General features: G+C 76.2%; 19 protein-coding genes. 6 read left to right on the forward strand and 13 right to left on the reverse strand.

Annotation, left to right across the window (positions count from 1 at the left end):
* The first annotated feature begins 39 nt into the window (after positions 1–39).
* Complete coding sequence (locus D7I43_RS00455) at positions 40–1,128, forward strand: major royal jelly family protein (protein WP_240032723.1); 1,089 nt, start codon at positions 40–42, stop codon at positions 1,126–1,128.
* Between the two features lie 151 nt (positions 1,129–1,279).
* On the opposite strand, the gene D7I43_RS00460 is transcribed toward D7I43_RS00455, so the two are convergent.
* The 8 genes from D7I43_RS00460 to D7I43_RS00495 form a co-directional block, all read right to left on the reverse strand.
* Positions 1,280–2,971, reverse strand: a complete 1,692-nt coding sequence (locus D7I43_RS00460) for a sugar ABC transporter permease (RefSeq protein ID WP_147427216.1) — start codon at positions 2,969–2,971, stop codon at positions 1,280–1,282.
* A gap of 126 nt (positions 2,972–3,097) precedes the next feature.
* Positions 3,098–3,796, reverse strand: a complete 699-nt coding sequence (locus D7I43_RS00465; protein WP_120326334.1) for a RibD family protein — start codon at positions 3,794–3,796, stop codon at positions 3,098–3,100.
* Positions 3,793–4,446 (reverse strand): GTP cyclohydrolase II, encoded by a 654-nt coding sequence (locus tag D7I43_RS00470; RefSeq protein ID WP_120326335.1) that lies wholly within the window; start codon positions 4,444–4,446, stop codon positions 3,793–3,795. The genes D7I43_RS00465 and D7I43_RS00470 overlap by 4 nt, the downstream gene beginning before the upstream one ends.
* A gap of 59 nt (positions 4,447–4,505) precedes the next feature.
* On the reverse strand, positions 4,506–5,438 hold the full coding sequence (locus D7I43_RS00475) for a lysylphosphatidylglycerol synthase transmembrane domain-containing protein (protein WP_120326336.1): 933 nt from the start codon (positions 5,436–5,438) through the stop codon (positions 4,506–4,508).
* 65 nt (positions 5,439–5,503) lie between these two features.
* On the reverse strand, positions 5,504–6,313 hold the full coding sequence (locus D7I43_RS00480; protein ID WP_120326337.1) for a class I SAM-dependent methyltransferase: 810 nt from the start codon (positions 6,311–6,313) through the stop codon (positions 5,504–5,506).
* Positions 6,310–7,344: a glycosyltransferase family 4 protein gene (locus tag D7I43_RS00485; protein ID WP_120326675.1), complete on the reverse strand. Its 1,035-nt coding sequence runs from the start codon at positions 7,342–7,344 to the stop codon at positions 6,310–6,312. The genes D7I43_RS00480 and D7I43_RS00485 overlap by 4 nt, the downstream gene beginning before the upstream one ends.
* Positions 7,345–7,388: 44 nt before the next feature.
* Positions 7,389–7,787 (reverse strand): 6-pyruvoyl trahydropterin synthase family protein, encoded by a 399-nt coding sequence (locus D7I43_RS00490; protein WP_120326338.1) that lies wholly within the window; start codon positions 7,785–7,787, stop codon positions 7,389–7,391.
* Positions 7,788–7,790: 3 nt separating this feature from the next.
* Entirely contained in the window at positions 7,791–8,771 is a 981-nt protein-coding gene (locus tag D7I43_RS00495) for a zinc-dependent alcohol dehydrogenase (RefSeq protein ID WP_120326339.1), read from the reverse strand.
* 91 nt (positions 8,772–8,862) lie between these two features.
* On the opposite strand from D7I43_RS00495, the gene D7I43_RS00500 reads away from it, so the two are divergent.
* From D7I43_RS00500 to D7I43_RS00515, 4 genes are all read left to right on the forward strand, one after another.
* Positions 8,863–9,636, forward strand: coding sequence for a CDP-alcohol phosphatidyltransferase family protein (locus tag D7I43_RS00500; protein ID WP_120326340.1), 774 nt, complete (start codon positions 8,863–8,865; stop codon positions 9,634–9,636).
* A gap of 152 nt (positions 9,637–9,788) precedes the next feature.
* On the forward strand, positions 9,789–11,465 hold the full coding sequence (locus tag D7I43_RS00505) for a sulfatase-like hydrolase/transferase (protein ID WP_192902033.1): 1,677 nt from the start codon (positions 9,789–9,791) through the stop codon (positions 11,463–11,465).
* A 73-nt stretch (positions 11,466–11,538) separates the two neighbouring features.
* Positions 11,539–11,982, forward strand: coding sequence for a MarR family winged helix-turn-helix transcriptional regulator (locus D7I43_RS00510; RefSeq protein ID WP_120326341.1), 444 nt, complete (start codon positions 11,539–11,541; stop codon positions 11,980–11,982).
* A 208-nt stretch (positions 11,983–12,190) separates the two neighbouring features.
* A complete protein-coding gene (locus D7I43_RS00515; RefSeq protein ID WP_120326342.1) occupies positions 12,191–12,772 on the forward strand; it encodes a hydrolase in 582 nt (193 codons plus the stop codon).
* 18 nt (positions 12,773–12,790) lie between these two features.
* On the opposite strand, the gene D7I43_RS00520 is transcribed toward D7I43_RS00515, so the two are convergent.
* The 5 genes from D7I43_RS00520 to D7I43_RS00540 form a co-directional block, all read right to left on the reverse strand.
* Positions 12,791–13,435, reverse strand: coding sequence for a dihydrofolate reductase family protein (locus D7I43_RS00520; protein WP_120326343.1), 645 nt, complete (start codon positions 13,433–13,435; stop codon positions 12,791–12,793).
* A gap of 117 nt (positions 13,436–13,552) precedes the next feature.
* Positions 13,553–14,236, reverse strand: coding sequence for an ABC transporter permease (locus D7I43_RS00525; protein WP_120326344.1), 684 nt, complete (start codon positions 14,234–14,236; stop codon positions 13,553–13,555).
* Positions 14,233–15,060: an ABC transporter ATP-binding protein gene (locus D7I43_RS00530; protein WP_120326345.1), complete on the reverse strand. Its 828-nt coding sequence runs from the start codon at positions 15,058–15,060 to the stop codon at positions 14,233–14,235. The genes D7I43_RS00525 and D7I43_RS00530 overlap by 4 nt, the downstream gene beginning before the upstream one ends.
* Entirely contained in the window at positions 15,057–15,395 is a 339-nt protein-coding gene (locus D7I43_RS00535) for a PadR family transcriptional regulator (RefSeq protein ID WP_120326346.1), read from the reverse strand. Before D7I43_RS00535 ends, D7I43_RS00530 begins: the two co-directional genes overlap by 4 nt.
* A gap of 158 nt (positions 15,396–15,553) precedes the next feature.
* Positions 15,554–16,315 carry a DNA-formamidopyrimidine glycosylase family protein gene (locus D7I43_RS00540; protein ID WP_120326347.1) on the reverse strand — a complete coding sequence of 254 codons (762 nt, stop codon included), beginning with the start codon at positions 16,313–16,315 and terminating at the stop codon, positions 15,554–15,556.
* A gap of 113 nt (positions 16,316–16,428) precedes the next feature.
* On the opposite strand from D7I43_RS00540, the gene D7I43_RS00545 reads away from it, so the two are divergent.
* Positions 16,429–16,698 carry a hypothetical protein gene (locus tag D7I43_RS00545; RefSeq protein WP_120326348.1) on the forward strand — a complete coding sequence of 90 codons (270 nt, stop codon included), beginning with the start codon at positions 16,429–16,431 and terminating at the stop codon, positions 16,696–16,698.
* The last annotated feature ends 2 nt before the right edge of the window (positions 16,699–16,700 follow it).

Here is a 16,700-nt window from a genome sequence, read left to right on the forward strand (position 1 = left end):
CCTCGTCCGGCCTCGTGGCGGTGCGGTGTGAACGGGCCGGTGGGCGACGAGCCCGTCGGCGAGCTGGAACTGGTCCACACGTTCACCGGGCCGATGCCCACCGGCGTGACCGTCTCGCACCGCGGCCGGATCTTCGTCAACTTCCCGCAGTGGGGTGACGAGCCGCCGGCCGCCGTGGTCGAGCTGCGCGACGGCCGGGAGGTGCCGTTCCCGGACGAACGGTGGAACTCCCCCAGCGGCGTCGACGACGCGCAGGCGTTCGTGTCGGTGCAGTCCGTGGTGGTCGACCCGGCCGACCGGCTGTGGGTGCTGGACACCGGCAGCCCGATGTTCCGGCCCACGAAACCGGGCGGGCCGAAGCTGGTCCGCGTCGACCTGGACACCAACGACGTCGCGCAGGTGATCACCATCCCGCCGGAGGTGGCGCTGCCCAGCACGTACCTCAACGACGTGCGGTTCGACCTGCGCCGCGGCACGGGCGGCCTCGCGTACGTCACCGACTCGGCCACCGCCGGCCCGAACGGCATCATCGTCGTCGACCTGGCCTCCGGCCACTCCTGGCGGCGCCTGCACGACCACCCGTCGACGAAGGCGGAGTCACTGCACGGGTACCGGCCCATGGTCGAGGGACGGCCCCTGCTGGAACGGCCGCCGGACGGCCCGCCGAAGCCGGTAGCCATGGGCTCGGACGGGATCGCCATCAGCGCCGACGGGTCGCGGCTCTACTACTGCCCGCTGGCGTCCCGCCGCTGGTACAGCGTCTCCACCGACGCGCTCGCCGACGCGTCGCTGCCCGACGAGGAGGTGGCCGACTCCGTCGTCGACGAGGGCGACAAGGGCACCGGCTCCGACGGCCTGGAGAGCGACGACGCCGGGCGGATCTACCTCACGTCGTACGAGCACAACGCCGTCTTCCGGCGGCTGCCCGACGGGCAGTTCGAGACGCTGGTGCACGACCCTCGGCTGCTCTGGCCGGACACCATGTCGGTCGCCGTCGACCGGCACCTCTACGTCACCGCGAACCAGCTGCACCGGCAGGCCACCTACCAGGGCGGGCAGGACCGGCGGCGCAAGCCGTACGCCCTGTTCCGGACCCCGATCGACGCCGGCCCGGTGCTGCTGCGCTGACCCGCGCTCCGACGGCCGGCCGCGCGGACGGCCGGTGCCGCCGCGTCGACCTGACCAGCCGGCGGTCGTGCCGTCGCCCTGACCAGCCGGCCGTGCGGGCGGCGCACCCGCCGGCACGACCGGGACGGCCGGTATCCGGGAACTCCGGACGTCACCGTGGCGCGGGCTGGTCGTCGGGCGCGGCGCCAGGTGCCACCGCCCCGCCGGCACGGACGACCAGCCGGTCCAGGTAGAGCAGCTGCAACGCCACGAAGGCCGCCAGGAACAGCAGCAGCAGCGGCAGCGGCAGCACCTGGGCGAGGAAGCCCCGCGCGGCGTCCGCGTCGCCGAAGGTCGCGGTCACCCGCAGGACGACCAGGGACGTCGCCGGCGCGTGCGCGACGTCGTGGACGGCCAGCTGAGGCCACAACCAGCCCTGCGCCGTGACCAGCCAGCCGAGCAGCCCGGCGCCGGCCAGCATCGGCAACGCCGGCAGCAGCATGGTGGACGCGAACCGGCCACCGGCCTCCCAGCGCTCCCGCTGCCCCCGGAAGAACAGGGTGAAGACCACGAGCGCGGGGATGGAGAGCCAGCCCGGCGGGATCAGCCCGGCGAAGGTGTTGAACTGCTCGGCGTCCCGGAGACGGAGGAAGTGGGCGACGGCCAGCGGGCCGTCACCGACGAACAGCCACGGCGCGAACGGCAGCAGGAGCAGCTCGCTGGCCCGGCCCAGCGGGCGCAGGCCACCGATGGCGAAGCCGGCCAGGGCTGCCAGCGCCACCCCGACCACCGCCGAGACCAGCGGCGGAAGCCAGGTGTTGGCCTGGATCCGGCCGGTGCTGACCCCGGACGGCAGCGGCGCGTCGGCCGTCAGCGTCCGCCACCACGGCGCCGACACGTAGGCCACCAGGGCGAGGAACGCCAGCAGCCCCACCACCAGCATCCCGAGCGCGACCGGGTTCCGGCCGCCGACCTCCGCGCCGGCCGCGCGGTCGCGCCATCCGGTGAAGGCGATCCTGGTCCGGGTGGCCACGAGCAGGAGGACGGCGAGGATGCCGCACACCCCCAGCAGAGCCAGCAGCAGCACGCTGCCCGCGGCGCCGACCCCGGGCTGCACCTGCGTCAGGCTCTCCCGGACGATCCGCACCACGGGACCGCTGCGGTCGTCCCGCCCGGCGAGGAGCGGCCACTGGAGGGACCAGGACTGCACGGCCGTGGCGACGACGGCCAGCCCCAGCACACCCCCGACGGAGAGGATCGCCAGGCCCGGGCGGCCGCCACCCGGGCGGCGGCGCAGCACGCTCAGGAAGAGGGTGGCGCCGACGGCGATCACCAGCCCGGCGGTCAGCAGCGAGACCGTGCGTACGGCGGTCAGCGTGGGAGCCTGCTCCCAGGCCGACCGGTCGGCCTCGATCCGGTCCAGGCTCCAGGCCACCCCCACCGCGACCGGGGCGTAGGCGGCCAGCGGCAGGGCGAGCAGCGCCCGGGCGACCAGCCGCGGCACGCGACCGGCCCGCTGCGCGGCGAGCGCGAGCAGCGGGGCGACGAGCAGCGCGAGCAGGAGCGGCACGAGGGCGAGGAGCAGCGCGAACCCCAGGTCGCCGAGGAAACCCCGCTCCACCACCTGCGCGTAGTTGTCGCCGCCGGCCGACTCGACCGGGCCGCCCCACAGCTCACCGCGGCGGAAGCTGTGCAGCAGTGTGCTGACCGACGGCACCACGTACGACCAGACCAGCGCGAGCACCGCGGGCACCAGCAACAGGAGCCCGGTGACGACCTGGGCGCTCCGGCCCATCCCGATGCCGCTCGACGGGGCGGGGCCGGCCGCCGGCCAGGCGGGATGGTGGGCCTTCGGATCAGGCACGAATGTCGGGCTGGCGGACACGCAGGCACCCTTCGGTCGACCGTGGACAACGCCGCACAGGCTATGACACCGGTCCGACACCGGGCACCGTGCCGGTGGCGCGGCAGGAGGGCGTGCCCCCGGCGGTCAGCCCGCGCAGCGGTCGGAGAGGGCGTAGCGGACGAGCACGACGTCACCGATCTGGCGGACCTCCGCGACGGTGGCCCGCCGCCCCGGATGCCACGGGTACCGGCCGTCGGAGACGAAGCGCGGCGCGCGGCAGTCGCCAACGAAGAACGGCGCGACGACGAGGTGCAGCTCGTCGGCGAGGCCGGCCGCGAGGAACTGCGCGTGCACGGTCCCGCCGCCCTCCACCATGAGCCGGCGTACGCCCCGGGCCGCGAGGTCGGCCAGCACGGCGCCGAGGTCCACCGGCTCGCCGGCGTCCACCACGTCGGCCAGGCGGCCGACCCGCTCCCGGGTCTTCTCCAGCGCGCCCGTCGCGCAGTACACGACCCGCTCCGCCTCCCCCGCCGTGAAGAACCGGGCGGCCGGGTCGAGGTCGCCGCGGGCCGTGATGGTCACCTTCGCGGGCGTGGCGGGCAGGCCCCGCTCCGCCCGGTCGGCGCGGCGCCGGGCCGACCGCACGAGCAGCCGCGGGTCGTCGCGGCGGACGGTGCCCGCGCCGACCATGATCGCGTCGCAGCTGGCCCGTACGGCGTCGATCCGGTCGAGGTCGTCGTCGTTGGAGAGCAGCAGCCGCTGGTCGGTGGCGTCGTCGATGTAGCCGTCGATGGAGGTGGCGCAGCTCAGCAGCACGTACGGCCGCGCGGGCCGGGCCGTCACCGGACGGCCGGGAGGTCGGGGGTACGCGCCGCGCGGCTGGCCTTGGCGGCCAGGTAGTCGGCGTTGGCCGGGGAGAGATACAGCCCGGTCGGCACCCGCTCGGTCACCGCCACGCCCAGCCGGTCGAGCTGGACGGCCTTCTCCGGGTTGTTGCTGAGCAGCGCGATGCCCGTCACGCCGAGGGTGGCGAGCATCTGCGCCGCCGCGCTGTAGTCCCGCTCGTCCTCGCCGTGCCCCAGTGCCACGTTCGCCTCGTACGTGTCCAGCCCGGCGTCCTGGAGCGCGTACGCGTCGAGCTTGGCGTACAGGCCGATCCCCCGGCCCTCCTGCCGCAGGTAGAGCAGGAAACCGCCGGCCTCGGCGATGCGCTCGACCGCCTCGCGCAACTGCGGGCCGCAGTCGCAGCGCTGGCTGCCGAAGACGTCGCCGGTGAGGCACTCGCTGTGCGGGCGTACCAGCGGCGCGGGGCCTCCCGCCGCGTACCGGTCGAGCGCGCCGGCCCAGTCGCCGAGCCCGAACGCCACGTGCTCCCGGCCGTCCACCAGCCCCTTGAAGGTGAACAGGCGGGCGCTCGTGGCGTACCCGTCCGGGAACTTCAACGGCACGGTCACCTGGGTGCGGATGGTCGCGACAGGGAGTGCTTCGGGCATGCTTCTCCTTCGTCCGGCGCGGCCTGGCCCGACCGCGCGTACCGGCACCGTGTGAACACTCAACCACGCACGGCCGTTTCTCGCCGTGCGAGCGGCGCTCGGATCCGCCGACCGAGCAGCACGACGGCGCCCGGCAGGCTCGCCACGAGCACCAACGCGCCGTACACGGTGGCGGTCGCCACCCCCTGCGCGGCGGTGAGGCCGGCGGCGCCGAACGCCCACGCGGCCACGCCCTCGCGCGGGCCGAAGCCGGCGACGTTCAGCGGCAGACCCATCGCCAGCAGGGCGAGCAGGGTCAGCGGCAGCAGCCGGGACAGCGGCGCGGTGGCCCCGGCGGTACGCGCCGCGAGCAGGAACGTCGCGAGGTGCCCGGCGACCATCACGGCCGAGGCGAGCAGGACGCCCAGCCAGGTGCGCCGGGCGAGCAGGCCGGCGCGTACGTCGGCCACCACCGCCCGCGCCGCCCGCGCCCCGCGGGACCGGCCGGCGTCGGGCACCGCGCGGGCCAGCAGCGCCGCGCCGAGGCCGACGGCCACGAGCACGAGTGCCGCGACCGGCAGGTACGGCCGCACCGGCGACGGGAACGCCGCGAGCAGCACCAGCGCGAGGAGCACCTGCACGACCTGACCGGCGCCGCGCTCCCACACCACCGCCCGGACGCCCCGACCGACGTCCCCCGCGTCACGCCCGTGCCGCACCGCCCGGTGCACGTCGCCGAGCACCCCGCCGGGGAGCGTCGCGTTGAGGAACACGGCCCGGTAGCAGTGCGCCACCGCCGTTCCCAGTGGCAGCCGCACCCCGAGCCCACCGGCGACCAGGCTCCACCGCCACGCGCCGCACACGGTGGTGAGCGCGCCGATGGCGAGCGCCGCGGCGACCACACGGCCGTCGATCAGCGCCAGCCCCGAGAGGAACGGGCCGCTGCCCAGCTGCCACAGCAGCACGCCGAGCAGCCCGATCCCGCCGAGCGCCCGCGCCCACGCCCAGACCATCCGCCCGGCCTCCCGTCGAAAAGATCGTTCTCTCTCCGTAGGCACGGGCGGCGGGCCCGAACGGTTCACCCGGCGAGCAGGTCCCGGTGGTCGACGAGCACCCGGAGCCGGCCGGCCGCCGCCTCGGCGAGCCGGCGCCGCGCGTACCCGGCCGTCCGGTCGGCCAGGTCGGGCCGCTGCTCGCAGGCCGCGCCGAGCCACCCGCGGAACCACTCGGCGGCAAGCTCGGCCTGCTCCGGGCCGAGCCGCCACGGGCTGCGTCCCGCCCGCACGGGCACCCCGTGCGCGGCGAAGGCGGCCGCTGCCGCGTCCACCGCGTCCGGCCCGAGCAGGCGGCGGCCGTCGACCGTGCGGCGCTGGTGGTCGTTGAACGCCGCGGCGACCTCCGCGTCCAGCGGGTCGCCCGGGGTGAGCCGTACCCGCCCGGTCACCGAGATCATGAACAGCGTCGGACGGCCGGCGCAGGCCGCCACGACCCGGTCGACCTCCTCGGCGGTGAGCATGTCGAGCAGCGCCGAGGCCGTCACGAGGTCCGCGCCGGCCAGGTCGGCGGGGGTGAGCCGGGTGAGGTCCGTGCACCGGGTCACCACGGTGACCGGGAGACCGTCGGCCGAGGTGACGGCGCCGGCGGCGGCCCGGGCGAGCAGCTCCGGATCACGGTCGTACAGGACCCAGTGCTGCGGCCCGGGCAGGCGCGGGGCGAGCCAGCGCAGCAGCGACCCGGTGCCGGTGCCCAGGTCGTGGATCGCGAGGGGTCCGCCGGCCGGCAGCCGCTCGCGGACCGCGTCGACCAGGGCGGTGTCGCGGGCCGCCGCGTCGGCGGCCTCCCGCAGCCCGAGCCAGGCCGCGAAGGGCAGCAGGACGTCGGTGCTCACGCGGCCACCCCCGCCAGCACCGTGGCCACCCGGGTCGCCGTGTCCGACCAGGTGACGAGCGTGGCGCGCCGGTCCCGGGCGGCGCGGGCGAGCCGGTCGCGCAGGGCCGCGTCGCCCAGCCAGCGCCGCAGCGCGCCGGCCAGCGCCGGCGGGTCCTCGGGCGGTACGAGCAGCCCCGGCAGCTCGCCGTCCGGCGCCCGACCCAGCGCCTCGGGCAGCCCGCCCGTCGCCGTGCCGAGCACCGGGATCCCGCGCGCGAGGGCCTCGGTGACCACCATGCCGTACGTCTCGAAACGCGACGGGAGCACGAGCAGGTCGGCGGCGTCGTACGCGGCGTCGAGCGCGTCGCCCGTCCACGGGCCGACGAGGCGGACACGCTCGGTGAGGCCCGTGTCGGCCAGGCGGCCGCGCAGGTCGGCCACGAAGTCCTCGTCCCGGGTGAGCGACCCCGCGCACGTGCACGTCCAGGGCAGGTCGGCGGCGAGCGCCAGGGCCCGGACCAGCACGTCGTGCCCCTTGGTGGGGGTCACCGCCGCGACGCAGAGCAGCCCGCCGCCGGTGCCCGTGCCGCTCGCCGGCGGCGCCGGATCCACTCCCGGCGTCGCGACGTGCACCCGCCCGGCCGGCAGGTCGTACCGGTCGAGCAGCCGGTCACGGGTCCAGCCGCTGGTGGTCACCACCGCCCGCGCCGCGCCCAGCGCCCGGGCCTCCGCGTCGTCGCCGAGCGGCATGTGCACGAGGACGACGAGGCGCAGCCGGTCCGCCTGCGGCGCCAGCACGTCCGGCGTGGCCGAGGCCACCAGCCCGTCGACGAGCACGACGGCCCCGTCCGGCAGCGCGGCGAGCACCCCGGCGAGCGCCGCCCGGGCGGCCGCGTCGGGGCGCGGCCAGTCACCGGCCACCGCGTGCTCGCGTACGGCCCAGCCCCGCTCGGCCAGGCCGCGGCAGAGCCGCCGGTCGTAGTGGTTGCCGCCGCTCGGCGAGGCCGGATCGTCGATGTCGTTGGGCAGGACGACGTGCACCACGCCCACGGCGGGCGCGTCCCGGCCGACGGCCGTCGCGGCGTTCGCGCCCCTCACAGAGTCCGCTCGTAGCTGGCCCACGCCACGTGCGACTCGTGCAGCGTCACGGTGAGGCCCGCGAGGCCGCGGGCGCCCTCGCCGAGCCGGCCGGCGTGCACCCGCTCGGCGAGCCGGTCGGCGACCGTGCGGGCGAGCACCTCGGTCGTGGTGTTCATGCCGGCGAACGCCGGCTCCTCGTCCAGGTTGCGGTAGGTGAGCTCGCCGAGGATCTCCTTGAGCTGCTCGGTGGCCAGGCCGATGTCCACCACGATGCCGTCGGCGTCCAGTTCGGCACGGCGGAACGTGGCGTCGACCACGAACGTCGCGCCGTGCAGGCGCTGCGCGGGTCCGAAGACCTCCCCCCGGAAGCTGTGGGCGATCATCATGTGGTCACGGACGGTCACACTGAACACGGATCACTCCCCGTCGTAGGCGATGAGGTGGCACAGGGCGGGCAGCTCGCCCGACGTCAGGCGGGTGAGCACGTCGGGCAGCTCCACGAAGCGGGACTCGCCGGTGATCAGCGCGTCGAACGCGGGATCGGCGAGCAGGTCCAGGGCGATCGCCAGGCGGTCGGCGTAGCTGCGGCGGTCCCGCCGGGCCGGCGAGACGGTGCCCACCTGGCTGCCCCGGATGGTGAGCCGGCCGCTGTGGAAGACGCCGCCGAGCGCCAGCTCCACGGGGCGGTCGCCGTACCAGCTCAGCTCGACGACGGTGCCCTCGGGCACGAGCAGGTCCAGCGAGCGTTGCAGGCCCGCCGCGGTGGCGCTCGCGTGCACCACGAGGTCCCGTCCGCCGGCCGCCTCCTCCGGGAGCGCGAAGTCGACGCCGAGGGCGGCGGCGACGTCGGCCCGGGCCGGATCGGTGTCGACCAGTTGCACGCGCACCCCGGGGAAGCGGGCGAGCACGGCCGCCACGCAGCAGCCGACCATGCCGGCGCCCACCACGGTGACCCGGTCGCCGACCAGCGGCGCCGCGTCCCAGAGGGCGTTCACGGCGGTCTCCACCGTGCCGGCCAGCACGGCCCGGGCCGGTGGCACGGCGTCCGGCACCGGGACGACCGCCGAGGCCGGCACCACGTACGCCGTCTGGTGGGGGTGGAGGCAGAACACGGTGCGCCCGCACAGCTCGGCCGGGCCCTCCTCGACCACGCCGACGTTCAGGTAGCCGTACTTCACCGGCGCCGGGAAGTCGCCCTCCTGGAAGGGCGCCCGCATCACGGCGTACTGGTCGGCGGGCACCCGGCCGGCGAAGACCAGCGTCTCGGTGCCCCGGCTCACCCCCGTGAAGCGGGTGCGGACCAGCACCTCGTCCTCGCCCGGGTCGGCCAGCCGCACCGGGCGGATCTCGCCCTCGCCGGGCGAGCGGAGCCAGAAGGCGTACGCCTCACGGGTCACCGGCTGCTCCTCACTGCGCGCCCGACCGAACCGAACGCTCGCGATTTCCGTGTTCCCTGACAGGGTCGTCGATCATAAACACGGAGGCACGGTGCGAACGGTTCGAACTGGTCCGATTGTCGGGCTGATCGCCCAGCTCGCCCTCCTCGCCGTGCTGGACACGACGGTCGGGCTGGGCGTCGCGGCGTGGTGCGCCGGCGCCGCGTACGGCGTGGGAAGCTGCGGCGCGCTCGCCCGGGGGCTGCGCCGGGCGGGCGCCCGGGGGCTCGGGCCGGCGGATTGGGTCACGCTCACCCGGTCGGTCCTGGTCGGCGCCGTGACCGCGCTGGTCGTGGACGGGTTCGACCGGCCCGTACCGGTGGGGCTCCTGGTGGCCCTCGCGGCCGTCGCGCTGCTGCTGGACGCGGTCGACGGCCGGGTGGCGCGGCGGACCGGCACCGTGAGCGCCCTCGGCGCCCGCTTCGACATGGAGGTCGACGCGTTCCTCCTGCTCGCGCTCAGCGTGCACGTCGCACCGGACGCCGGCGCGTGGGTGCTGGCCGTCGGCGGGATGCGGTACGCGTTCGTGGCCGCCGGGTGGGTGCTGCCGTGGATGCGGGCCGCACTGCCGCCCCGGCGGTGGCGCAAGGTGGTCGCCGCGACCCAGGGGGTCGTGCTGACGGCGGCCGCCCTGCTGCCGGCGCCCGCGGCCACGGTGCTGCTCGTCGCCGCCCTGGCCCTGCTCGTCGAGTCGTTCGGTCGGGACGTGCGGTGGCTGTGGCGGCACCGCACGCGGCCCGCGCGCCCGACCCCGGTGCCGCTGGGCGGCCCGCCGGCCCGACCGCCGGCGCTGGCCGCGCACGGCGGCGACGGCTGGGGGCGCTGATGCCGCGGCGGGACGGCACCGGCGTTCCGGGGCGCGCCGGCGGGCGCCGGCCACCCACGACAGCGCCCACGGAGACGGCGATTCCGGCGGAGACGGCGCCGGCCGTTCCGGCGGAGGCTGCGCCAGCCTCGGTCTCGGCGGATGCGGCGCCGGTGGCACCGCCCGCGGAGGTGGCGCCGTCTCCGGTCCCGGACGCCGGTGCCGGCCGGAGGTGGCGGCGCGTCGCCTCCGGGGTGCTCACCGCCCTCGCCGGGCTGCTGGTCCTCGCCGTCCTGCTCGCGCCCGACCGCACCGACCGGCTCTCGGCCGGCACGTTCCTGCGGATCCCCCTCGAAGCGCTCCTCGGCCTCGCCCTCCTGGTCGCCCTGCCGGCGCGGGGGCGGCGCGTGGCCGTGCTGACCGCCGGGCCGGCGCTCGGCGTGCTGGCCGTCCTGAAGGTCGCCGACCTGGGCTTCCACGCCGCGCTGGACCGGCCGTTCGACCTGGTGCTGGACTGGGCGCTGCTCGACGACGCCGTCGGCTTCCTCGGCGACGCGGCCGGGCGGGCCGGCGCGCTCGCGGCGGCGGCCGGCGCGGTGCTGCTCACCGGGACGCTGCTGGTGCTCCTGACGCTCGCCCTGCGGCGGGTGGCCCGGCTGGTGGCGCGGCACGACCGGGCCGCGGCCCGGACGGTCGCCGCGCTCACCGTGGTCTGGGTGGCGTGCGCGGCGTTCGGCGTCCCGGTGGCCGACAGCGGGACCAGCTCCCTCGTCGGGTCGCACGCCGCCGAGGTCCGGGAGCGGCTGCGCGACCGGGGCGCGTTCGCCACGCGCATCGCCGCCGACCCGTTCGCCGACACCCCGGGCGACCAGTTGCTCACGGGCCTGCGCGGCAAGGACGTGGTCCTCGCGTTCGTGGAGAGCTACGGGCGCAGCGCGATCGAGGATCCGGGGCTCGCCGCCGAGGTCGGTCCGGTGCTCGACGCCGGCTACCGGCGGTTGCGGGCGGACGGGTACGCGGCCCGCAGCGGCTTCCTCACCTCCCCCACGGCCGGTGGCGGCAGCTGGTTGGCGCACGACACGCTCCTGTCCGGCCTCTGGGTCGACAACGAACAGCGGCACCGGTCGCTGCTCGCCAGCGACCGGCTCACCCTCAACGGCGCGTTCCGGCGGGCCGGCTGGCGCACCGTCGGGGTGATGCCGGCGGCCACGCAACCCTGGCCGGAGGGCGCGTTCTTCGGGTACGACGGCTACTACGACACCGCGCGGCTCGGCTACCGGGGTCCGACGTTCGCGTACGCGCCGATGCCCGACCAGTACACGCTCGCCACCTTCGAACGCACCGAACGGGCCCCGGCCGACCGGCCCGTGATGGCGGAGATCCCGCTGATCTCCAGCCACTCGCCCTGGACCGAGGTGCCCCGCCTGATCGGCTGGGACGAGGTGGGCGACGGCTCGGTCTTCGCCGGTGCCGCCGCCCGGGACACGCTCCCGGGGGACACGGTGGGGCGGGCCGAGGCGCGGGCGGGCTACCGGCGGGCGATCGCGTACTCGCTGCGGACGCTGGTCTCGTACGTCGAGACGTACGGCGACGACGACCTGGTGCTGGTGTTCCTCGGCGACCACCAGCCGGCTCCGGTGGTGACCGGCCCGCACGCCGGCCGGGACGTGCCGGTCACCGTCGTGGCCCGGGATCCGGCCGTCCTCGACCGGATCGCCGGCTGGGGCTGGCAGGAGGGGCTGCGTCCCGGGCCGGACGCGCCGGTCTGGCCGATGGACGCCTTCCGGGACCGCTTCCTCACCGCGTTCGGGCCGGCGGGCCACGCGGCGGCCGCCCACCCGGCCCGCTGACCCGGCGTGTTCCACGCCTCACAACCGTCAGTCTGAACTGTTCAGTTCAGGCTGACGGTTCTAGCGTGCGGGTGTGGCCCGTCCCGACCTCTCCTCCGACGCCGTGCGCGCCGCGCACGAGCTGCGGGTGGTGTTCAGCCGACTCCGCCGCCGGCTGCGCGAGGTGCCCGACCGGGGCGGCCTCACCGCCTCGCAGACCTCGGTGCTGAGCCGGCTCGCCACGACGGGCGCGGCGTCGGCCAGCGACCTGGCCGCCGCCGAGCGGATCCGTCCGCAGTCGATGGCCGCGATCCTCGCGCCACTCGTCGAACAGGGACTCGTCGCGCGCACGCCCGACCCGGCGGACGGTCGGCGCCAGCTCGTCTCGCTCACCGCCACGGGCTGGGCGCGCGTGCGGGGCGACCGGCAGGCCCGCGAGGAGTGGCTGGCCCGGATGCTGCGGGAGCGGTACACCGACGCCGAGCGCCGCACGATCGTGCGCGCGCTGGCCCTGCTGGACCGGCTGACCGGGTCGTGACCACCCGCGCCACCCCACCACGGGCGGCGCGGGAGACGGCCCGCCACCGACGGCCTGCACGAACTCGCGCTCGTCATGGTCGCCAGCGCCGCGCTGCTGCTGCTCGTCGTCCTGCCGGACCGTTCCCTGCGCCGGATCGGCGCGCCCGACGGGGCGCCGGCTCCAGGCTGACACCCGCCGCCCACCACCCGAACCGGAAGGACACCCGATGGCCCTCACCACGCTCGACCCGCGCACCGCGCTCGTCCTCGTCGACCTCCAGCGCGGCATCGTGGCCGCCCCCACCGCGCCGTACCCGGCGGCCGAGGTGGTGGCCCGCGGCGTCCGGCTCGCCGACGCCTTCCGGGCCCACGGCCTCCCGGTCGTGCTGGTCCGCGTCACCACCGCCCCGGACGGGTCGGACGCCGCGCCCGGTCGCACCGAACGCCGGTCGGCCGGCACCCGCCCGGAGGGCTGGGACACGCTCGTCGACGAGCTGACCGGGCACCCGGGCGACGTCGTCGTCACCAAGCGCAACTGGGGCGCCTTCTACGGCACCGACCTCGACCTGCAGCTACGCCGCCGCGGCGTGACGCAGATCGTGCTCGGCGGCATCGCCACGAGCATCGGTGTGGAGTCGACCGCCCGGGCGGCGTACGAGCACGGCTACCACGTCACCCTGGCCACCGACGCGATGACCGACCTCGACGCCGACGGGCACCGCGCCAGCCTGGAGCGGATCTTCCCGCGGCTCGGCGAGACCGGCACCACGGAGGAGGTCGTCGCGCTGCTGGCGCGGACCCGGGGCTGACCCGGCACGGCGTCGGCCTCAGTCGCCGCTCCCGACGCCGCGGTCGGGTGCGCTCATGTCCCCCGTCCCGGGCGTGCCGTCGGCGAGCCCGTAGCGCAGGTACACGGTGCCCTTCGGGCTCGATGCCGGCGGTTCGAGGAGCGTGAGGTTCGTGGGCACCGCGCCGCCGTCGAACACCTTCTTCCCGACGCCGAGCACGATGGGGTGCACCCAGAGGTCGAGCCGGTCGAAGAGCTTCTCGCGCAGGAGGGTCTGCACGAGGTTCAGGCTCCCGACCACCTTCACGTGCTCGTGCCGGTCCCGGACGTCGCGCACCGCGGCGGCCAGGTCCGGGCCGAGCTGTGTGGACCCGGCCCACGACAGGTCGGGTCGGCCGCGGGAGGCCACGTACTTCGGGATCCGGTTGAAGAGCGCGGCGATCTCGCTGTCCTCGCCGCCCTCGTGGTGCGGCCAGTAGGCGGCGAAGATGTCGTACGTCCGCCTGCCGAGCAGGAGGGCGTCCGTGCCCTCGTACGCGGCGCCGACCTGCGCCCCGGAGACCTCGTCCAGCAGGGGCGCCTGCCAGCCGCCGAACGGGAACCCCGCCGGGTCCTCGTCGGGGCCGCCGGGCGCCTGCCCGACGAGGTCGAGGGTCGTGAACAGCTCGATGTGGATGAGGCCCATGTCGTACTCCCGCTCCGTGGGTGGTGTCGGTCGGGAGGTAGACCTGCCGGCGCCGGCGAACTCATCGCCGCGAGAGCACCCGATGTCGTCGACCCCGCAAATCGACCGCGGACTGCCCTAAGCGAACCGCAGGTGCCGGCGCTGCCGCAGCCGGACGGCGGCGGCCACCGCGACGAGCAGCGTGAGGGCGACCGCGAACGACAGCCCCTGGACCAGGCCGCGGGTCAGGTAGCCGCCGTCGGTGTGGTCGATGGCGTACGTGCCGATCTCGCGGCTGAACCAGAACGGCAGCGCCCGGGTGGCGGTGCTGGCCGGGTCCATCACCATCTGGAGGCCCACCACGGTGAGCAGCACGAGCGTGCCCTCCAGCTCGCGCGGCAGGACGGCGCTCAGCAGCAGGCCGAAGGGGACGGCCACGAGCACGGTCAGCGCCATGACGAGGGCGATCGCGCCGTACCGGACGTCGTGCTGGTCGACGAGGATGAGCAGGAAGTACGGCGCGGACAGCAGCACGCCGACCGTCCAGAGGGCGAGCAGCCGCCCGAGCACCAGGTGCAGGCTCCCGTACCCGGAGAGCCGCAGCCGGGGTTCGATGCCGCGCGCCGCGCTGCCGGCGAAGAGGGCGGCGGTGCTCAGCGCCCAGCCCAGGCCGAGGCAGACGAACCGGATCGACTGGCCGAGGTGGTCGCCGCGGCGGCTCAGGTAGAAGGCCAGCGGGAACAGCAGGAGGATGATCAGCACGGTGCGGCGGCGCACCAGTTCACGCAGGGCGGTCTCGGCGACCACGAGGATCCTGGTCATGCGTCGCGCTCCCGGGAGGCGGTCAGGTCGAGGACGGTGTCGACACGGTCGAGCTGGTTGAGCAGGTGGGTGACGACCACGACGGCCTTGCCGGCGTCGCGCCAGCGCCACACCTCGTGCCAGAAGTCGAGGTAGGTGCCCCGGTCGAAGCCCTGGTAGGGCTCGTCGAGCAGCAGCACGTCGGGCTCGCCGAGCCGGGCCAGGACGAGGTTCAGCTTCTGCCGGGTGCCGCCGGAGAGGTGCCGCGCCTGGGTGCGCGGCGGCGGCGTCCACTCCAGCGCGGCGGCGCCCGCGCGACCGGCCCGCCGGGCCGCCGCCCGGCCCAGGCCCCGGCCCGCGCCGATCAGCACGAAGTGCTCGTCGGGGTTGAGGAACTCGGCGGTGCCGCCGTCCTGGGGGCAGTAGCCGAGCGTGCCGTGCACCGCGACGGTGCCCGCGTCGGGGCTCAGCAGGCCGGCGCAGATCCGCAGGAAGGTGCTCTTGCCGGCGCCGTTGGCGCCGACCACCGCCGCGATCTCCCCCGCCCGGACGGTCAGGTCGACCCGGTCCAGGACCGTCCGCCCCCGGTAGCGCTTCGTGATGCCCCGCGCCGCGAGCCGCACCGGGCCCGGGTGGCGTCGCGGCGGGCGTACGTCGGGGCCGCCGAGGCTGTCGGCGACCGCCCGGGCGTACGCGTCCGGCGGGCCGAATACCCGCAGCGGCGACTCGCCGCTCTTCGCCAGATGTGTGGCCGCCTCGGCGACGACGTGACCGGTCAGGTCGGGCCCCACCCCGTGCCGGCGCAGCTCGCCGGTGAGGGCGGCGAGCCAGGCGTTGTGGTTCACCGCTTCGGCTCCTCGCTCAGTATCGCGCCCACGCTCGCCGCGAAGGCGCTCCAGTCGATCGCGGCCGCGCGCAGCGCCGCGCTGCCGGCCGGGCTGATCCGGTAGTACTTCCGGGCGGGCCCGGTCTCGCCCTCCCGCCAGTGCGCGGTGAGCAGGCCGGAGCGCTGCAACCGCAGCAGCACCGGGTAGAGGGTGCCGCCCTGCACGGTGCCCAGCCCGTGGGCCCGCAGCGCCTGGGACAGCTCGTAGCCGTAGGACTCGCCCCGGCTGAGCAGCGCGAGCACGCACAGGTCGAGCACCCCGCGCAGCCACTGCGCCCGCCGTTCCTGGTTCATCCCGGCCGGCCCACCGCTCGAAAGATCACGGCCAGACCCTAGCGCCACTACCTAGCTAGCGCAACAACCTAGCCCGCGCCGGCCACTCCCCCGCGCCCCCCGCGATCTTGCACTTTCGGCCCCCGTGATGCCCCTTTGGCCCGGCTTTGTCGGGGCGGTTAGTGCAAGATCGACGAGGTGGGTTGGTCCACGGGGCAGGCGTACGCCGTGCGGCCGCCCAGGGTCCAGCGACGCACCGGGGCGCCGCAGCGCCGGCACGCCTCCCGCTTGTAGACCCACCGCTCGTCGGGCGCGGCCGGGTCGCTCACGACCTGCCCGGCGTCCCGGCCCAGCGCCAGGTGACGCACCGCCAGCTCCCAGAGCCGCCGCGCGGTCTGCGGCCCGACGCCGCGCGCGTCCGGGTCGACGCCGGCCAGGAAGAGCAGTTCGGCCCGCCACGCGTTGCCGATGCCCGCCCAGACGGACTGGTCGAGCACCGCCGCCCCGACGGCCCCGCCCGCGGCGACCAGCCGGCGTACCGCCTCGTCGGCGTCCGCGTCGGCCCGCAGCGGGTCCGGGCCCAGCGAGGCCCGCAGCGCCCGCTCGCCGTCGGCCGGGAGCGGTTCGCACCGGATCGGCGCGATCAGGTCGTACGCCACGGCGTCCGTGGCGAGCCGCAGCCGCACCCCCGCGCGGGGCGGCACGGCCGGGTCGTCGTACCGCAGCCAGAGGCCGCGCATGCCCAGGTGCACGTGCAGGACGGGGCGGTCGTCGACGTGGTACAGCAGGTGCTTGCCGTACGCCTCGACGGCCCGCAGCGTCCGGCCGGCGTACGGGCCGGGGTCGAAGCGGCCCTGCGGGCTGGACAGCCGCGGCACCCGGCCGGCGAGGTCGGCGTGCTGCTCCCGCGCGTACCGGTGGATGAGGTGGCCCTCGGGCATGGGCCCGGGTACCCGGCGCCCGTGTCCTCTTCACCCCCGGTGCCCGGGTTTCCGGCGCGTCATCGGGGAACTAAGGAGGCGACCCACCACCGATGTGCCCGGAGGGATGCGACATGACCGTCGACCCGGACGACCCGCTGCGCGAACCGCCGGAGGCCGACGCCCTGGAGCAGCGCCAGCCGGTGGTGGACGACGCGCAGCAGGACGTCACCCCGACCACCCCGCCGGTGGAGGCCAGCGAGGCGGACGTCGCCGAGCAGGGCTCGCCGCCACCGGGCGAGCAGGACTCGTTGACCTGGCTGCCCGAGGACGCGAACCCGGCGGACGCCGTGGAGCAGCGCGAGGCGATCATCCCGGACGACGAGGACCACCGGGAGGAGTGAGT

This window comes from Micromonospora globbae, from assembly GCF_003610785.1.
GTDB lineage: Bacteria > Actinomycetota > Actinomycetes > Mycobacteriales > Micromonosporaceae > Micromonospora > Micromonospora globbae.

Bases quoted from the DNA above. Each gene is read 5' to 3' on its own strand.
- D7I43_RS00470 (WP_120326335.1), bottom strand. From the start codon at position 4,446: ATGCCCGAAGCACTCCCTGTCGCGACCATCCGCACCCAGGTGACCGTG.
- D7I43_RS00475 (WP_120326336.1), bottom strand. From the start codon at position 5,438: ATGGTCTGGGCGTGGGCGCGGGCGCTCGGCGGGATCGGGCTGCTCGGC.
- D7I43_RS00515 (WP_120326342.1), top strand. From the start codon at position 12,191: ATGGCCCTCACCACGCTCGACCCGCGCACCGCGCTCGTCCTCGTCGAC.
- D7I43_RS00520 (WP_120326343.1), bottom strand. From the start codon at position 13,435: ATGGGCCTCATCCACATCGAGCTGTTCACGACCCTCGACCTCGTCGGG.
- D7I43_RS00525 (WP_120326344.1), bottom strand. From the start codon at position 14,236: ATGACCAGGATCCTCGTGGTCGCCGAGACCGCCCTGCGTGAACTGGTG.
- D7I43_RS00535 (WP_120326346.1), bottom strand. From the start codon at position 15,395: ATGAACCAGGAACGGCGGGCGCAGTGGCTGCGCGGGGTGCTCGACCTG.
- D7I43_RS00540 (WP_120326347.1), bottom strand. From the start codon at position 16,315: ATGCCCGAGGGCCACCTCATCCACCGGTACGCGCGGGAGCAGCACGCC.
- D7I43_RS00545 (WP_120326348.1), top strand. From the start codon at position 16,429: ATGACCGTCGACCCGGACGACCCGCTGCGCGAACCGCCGGAGGCCGAC.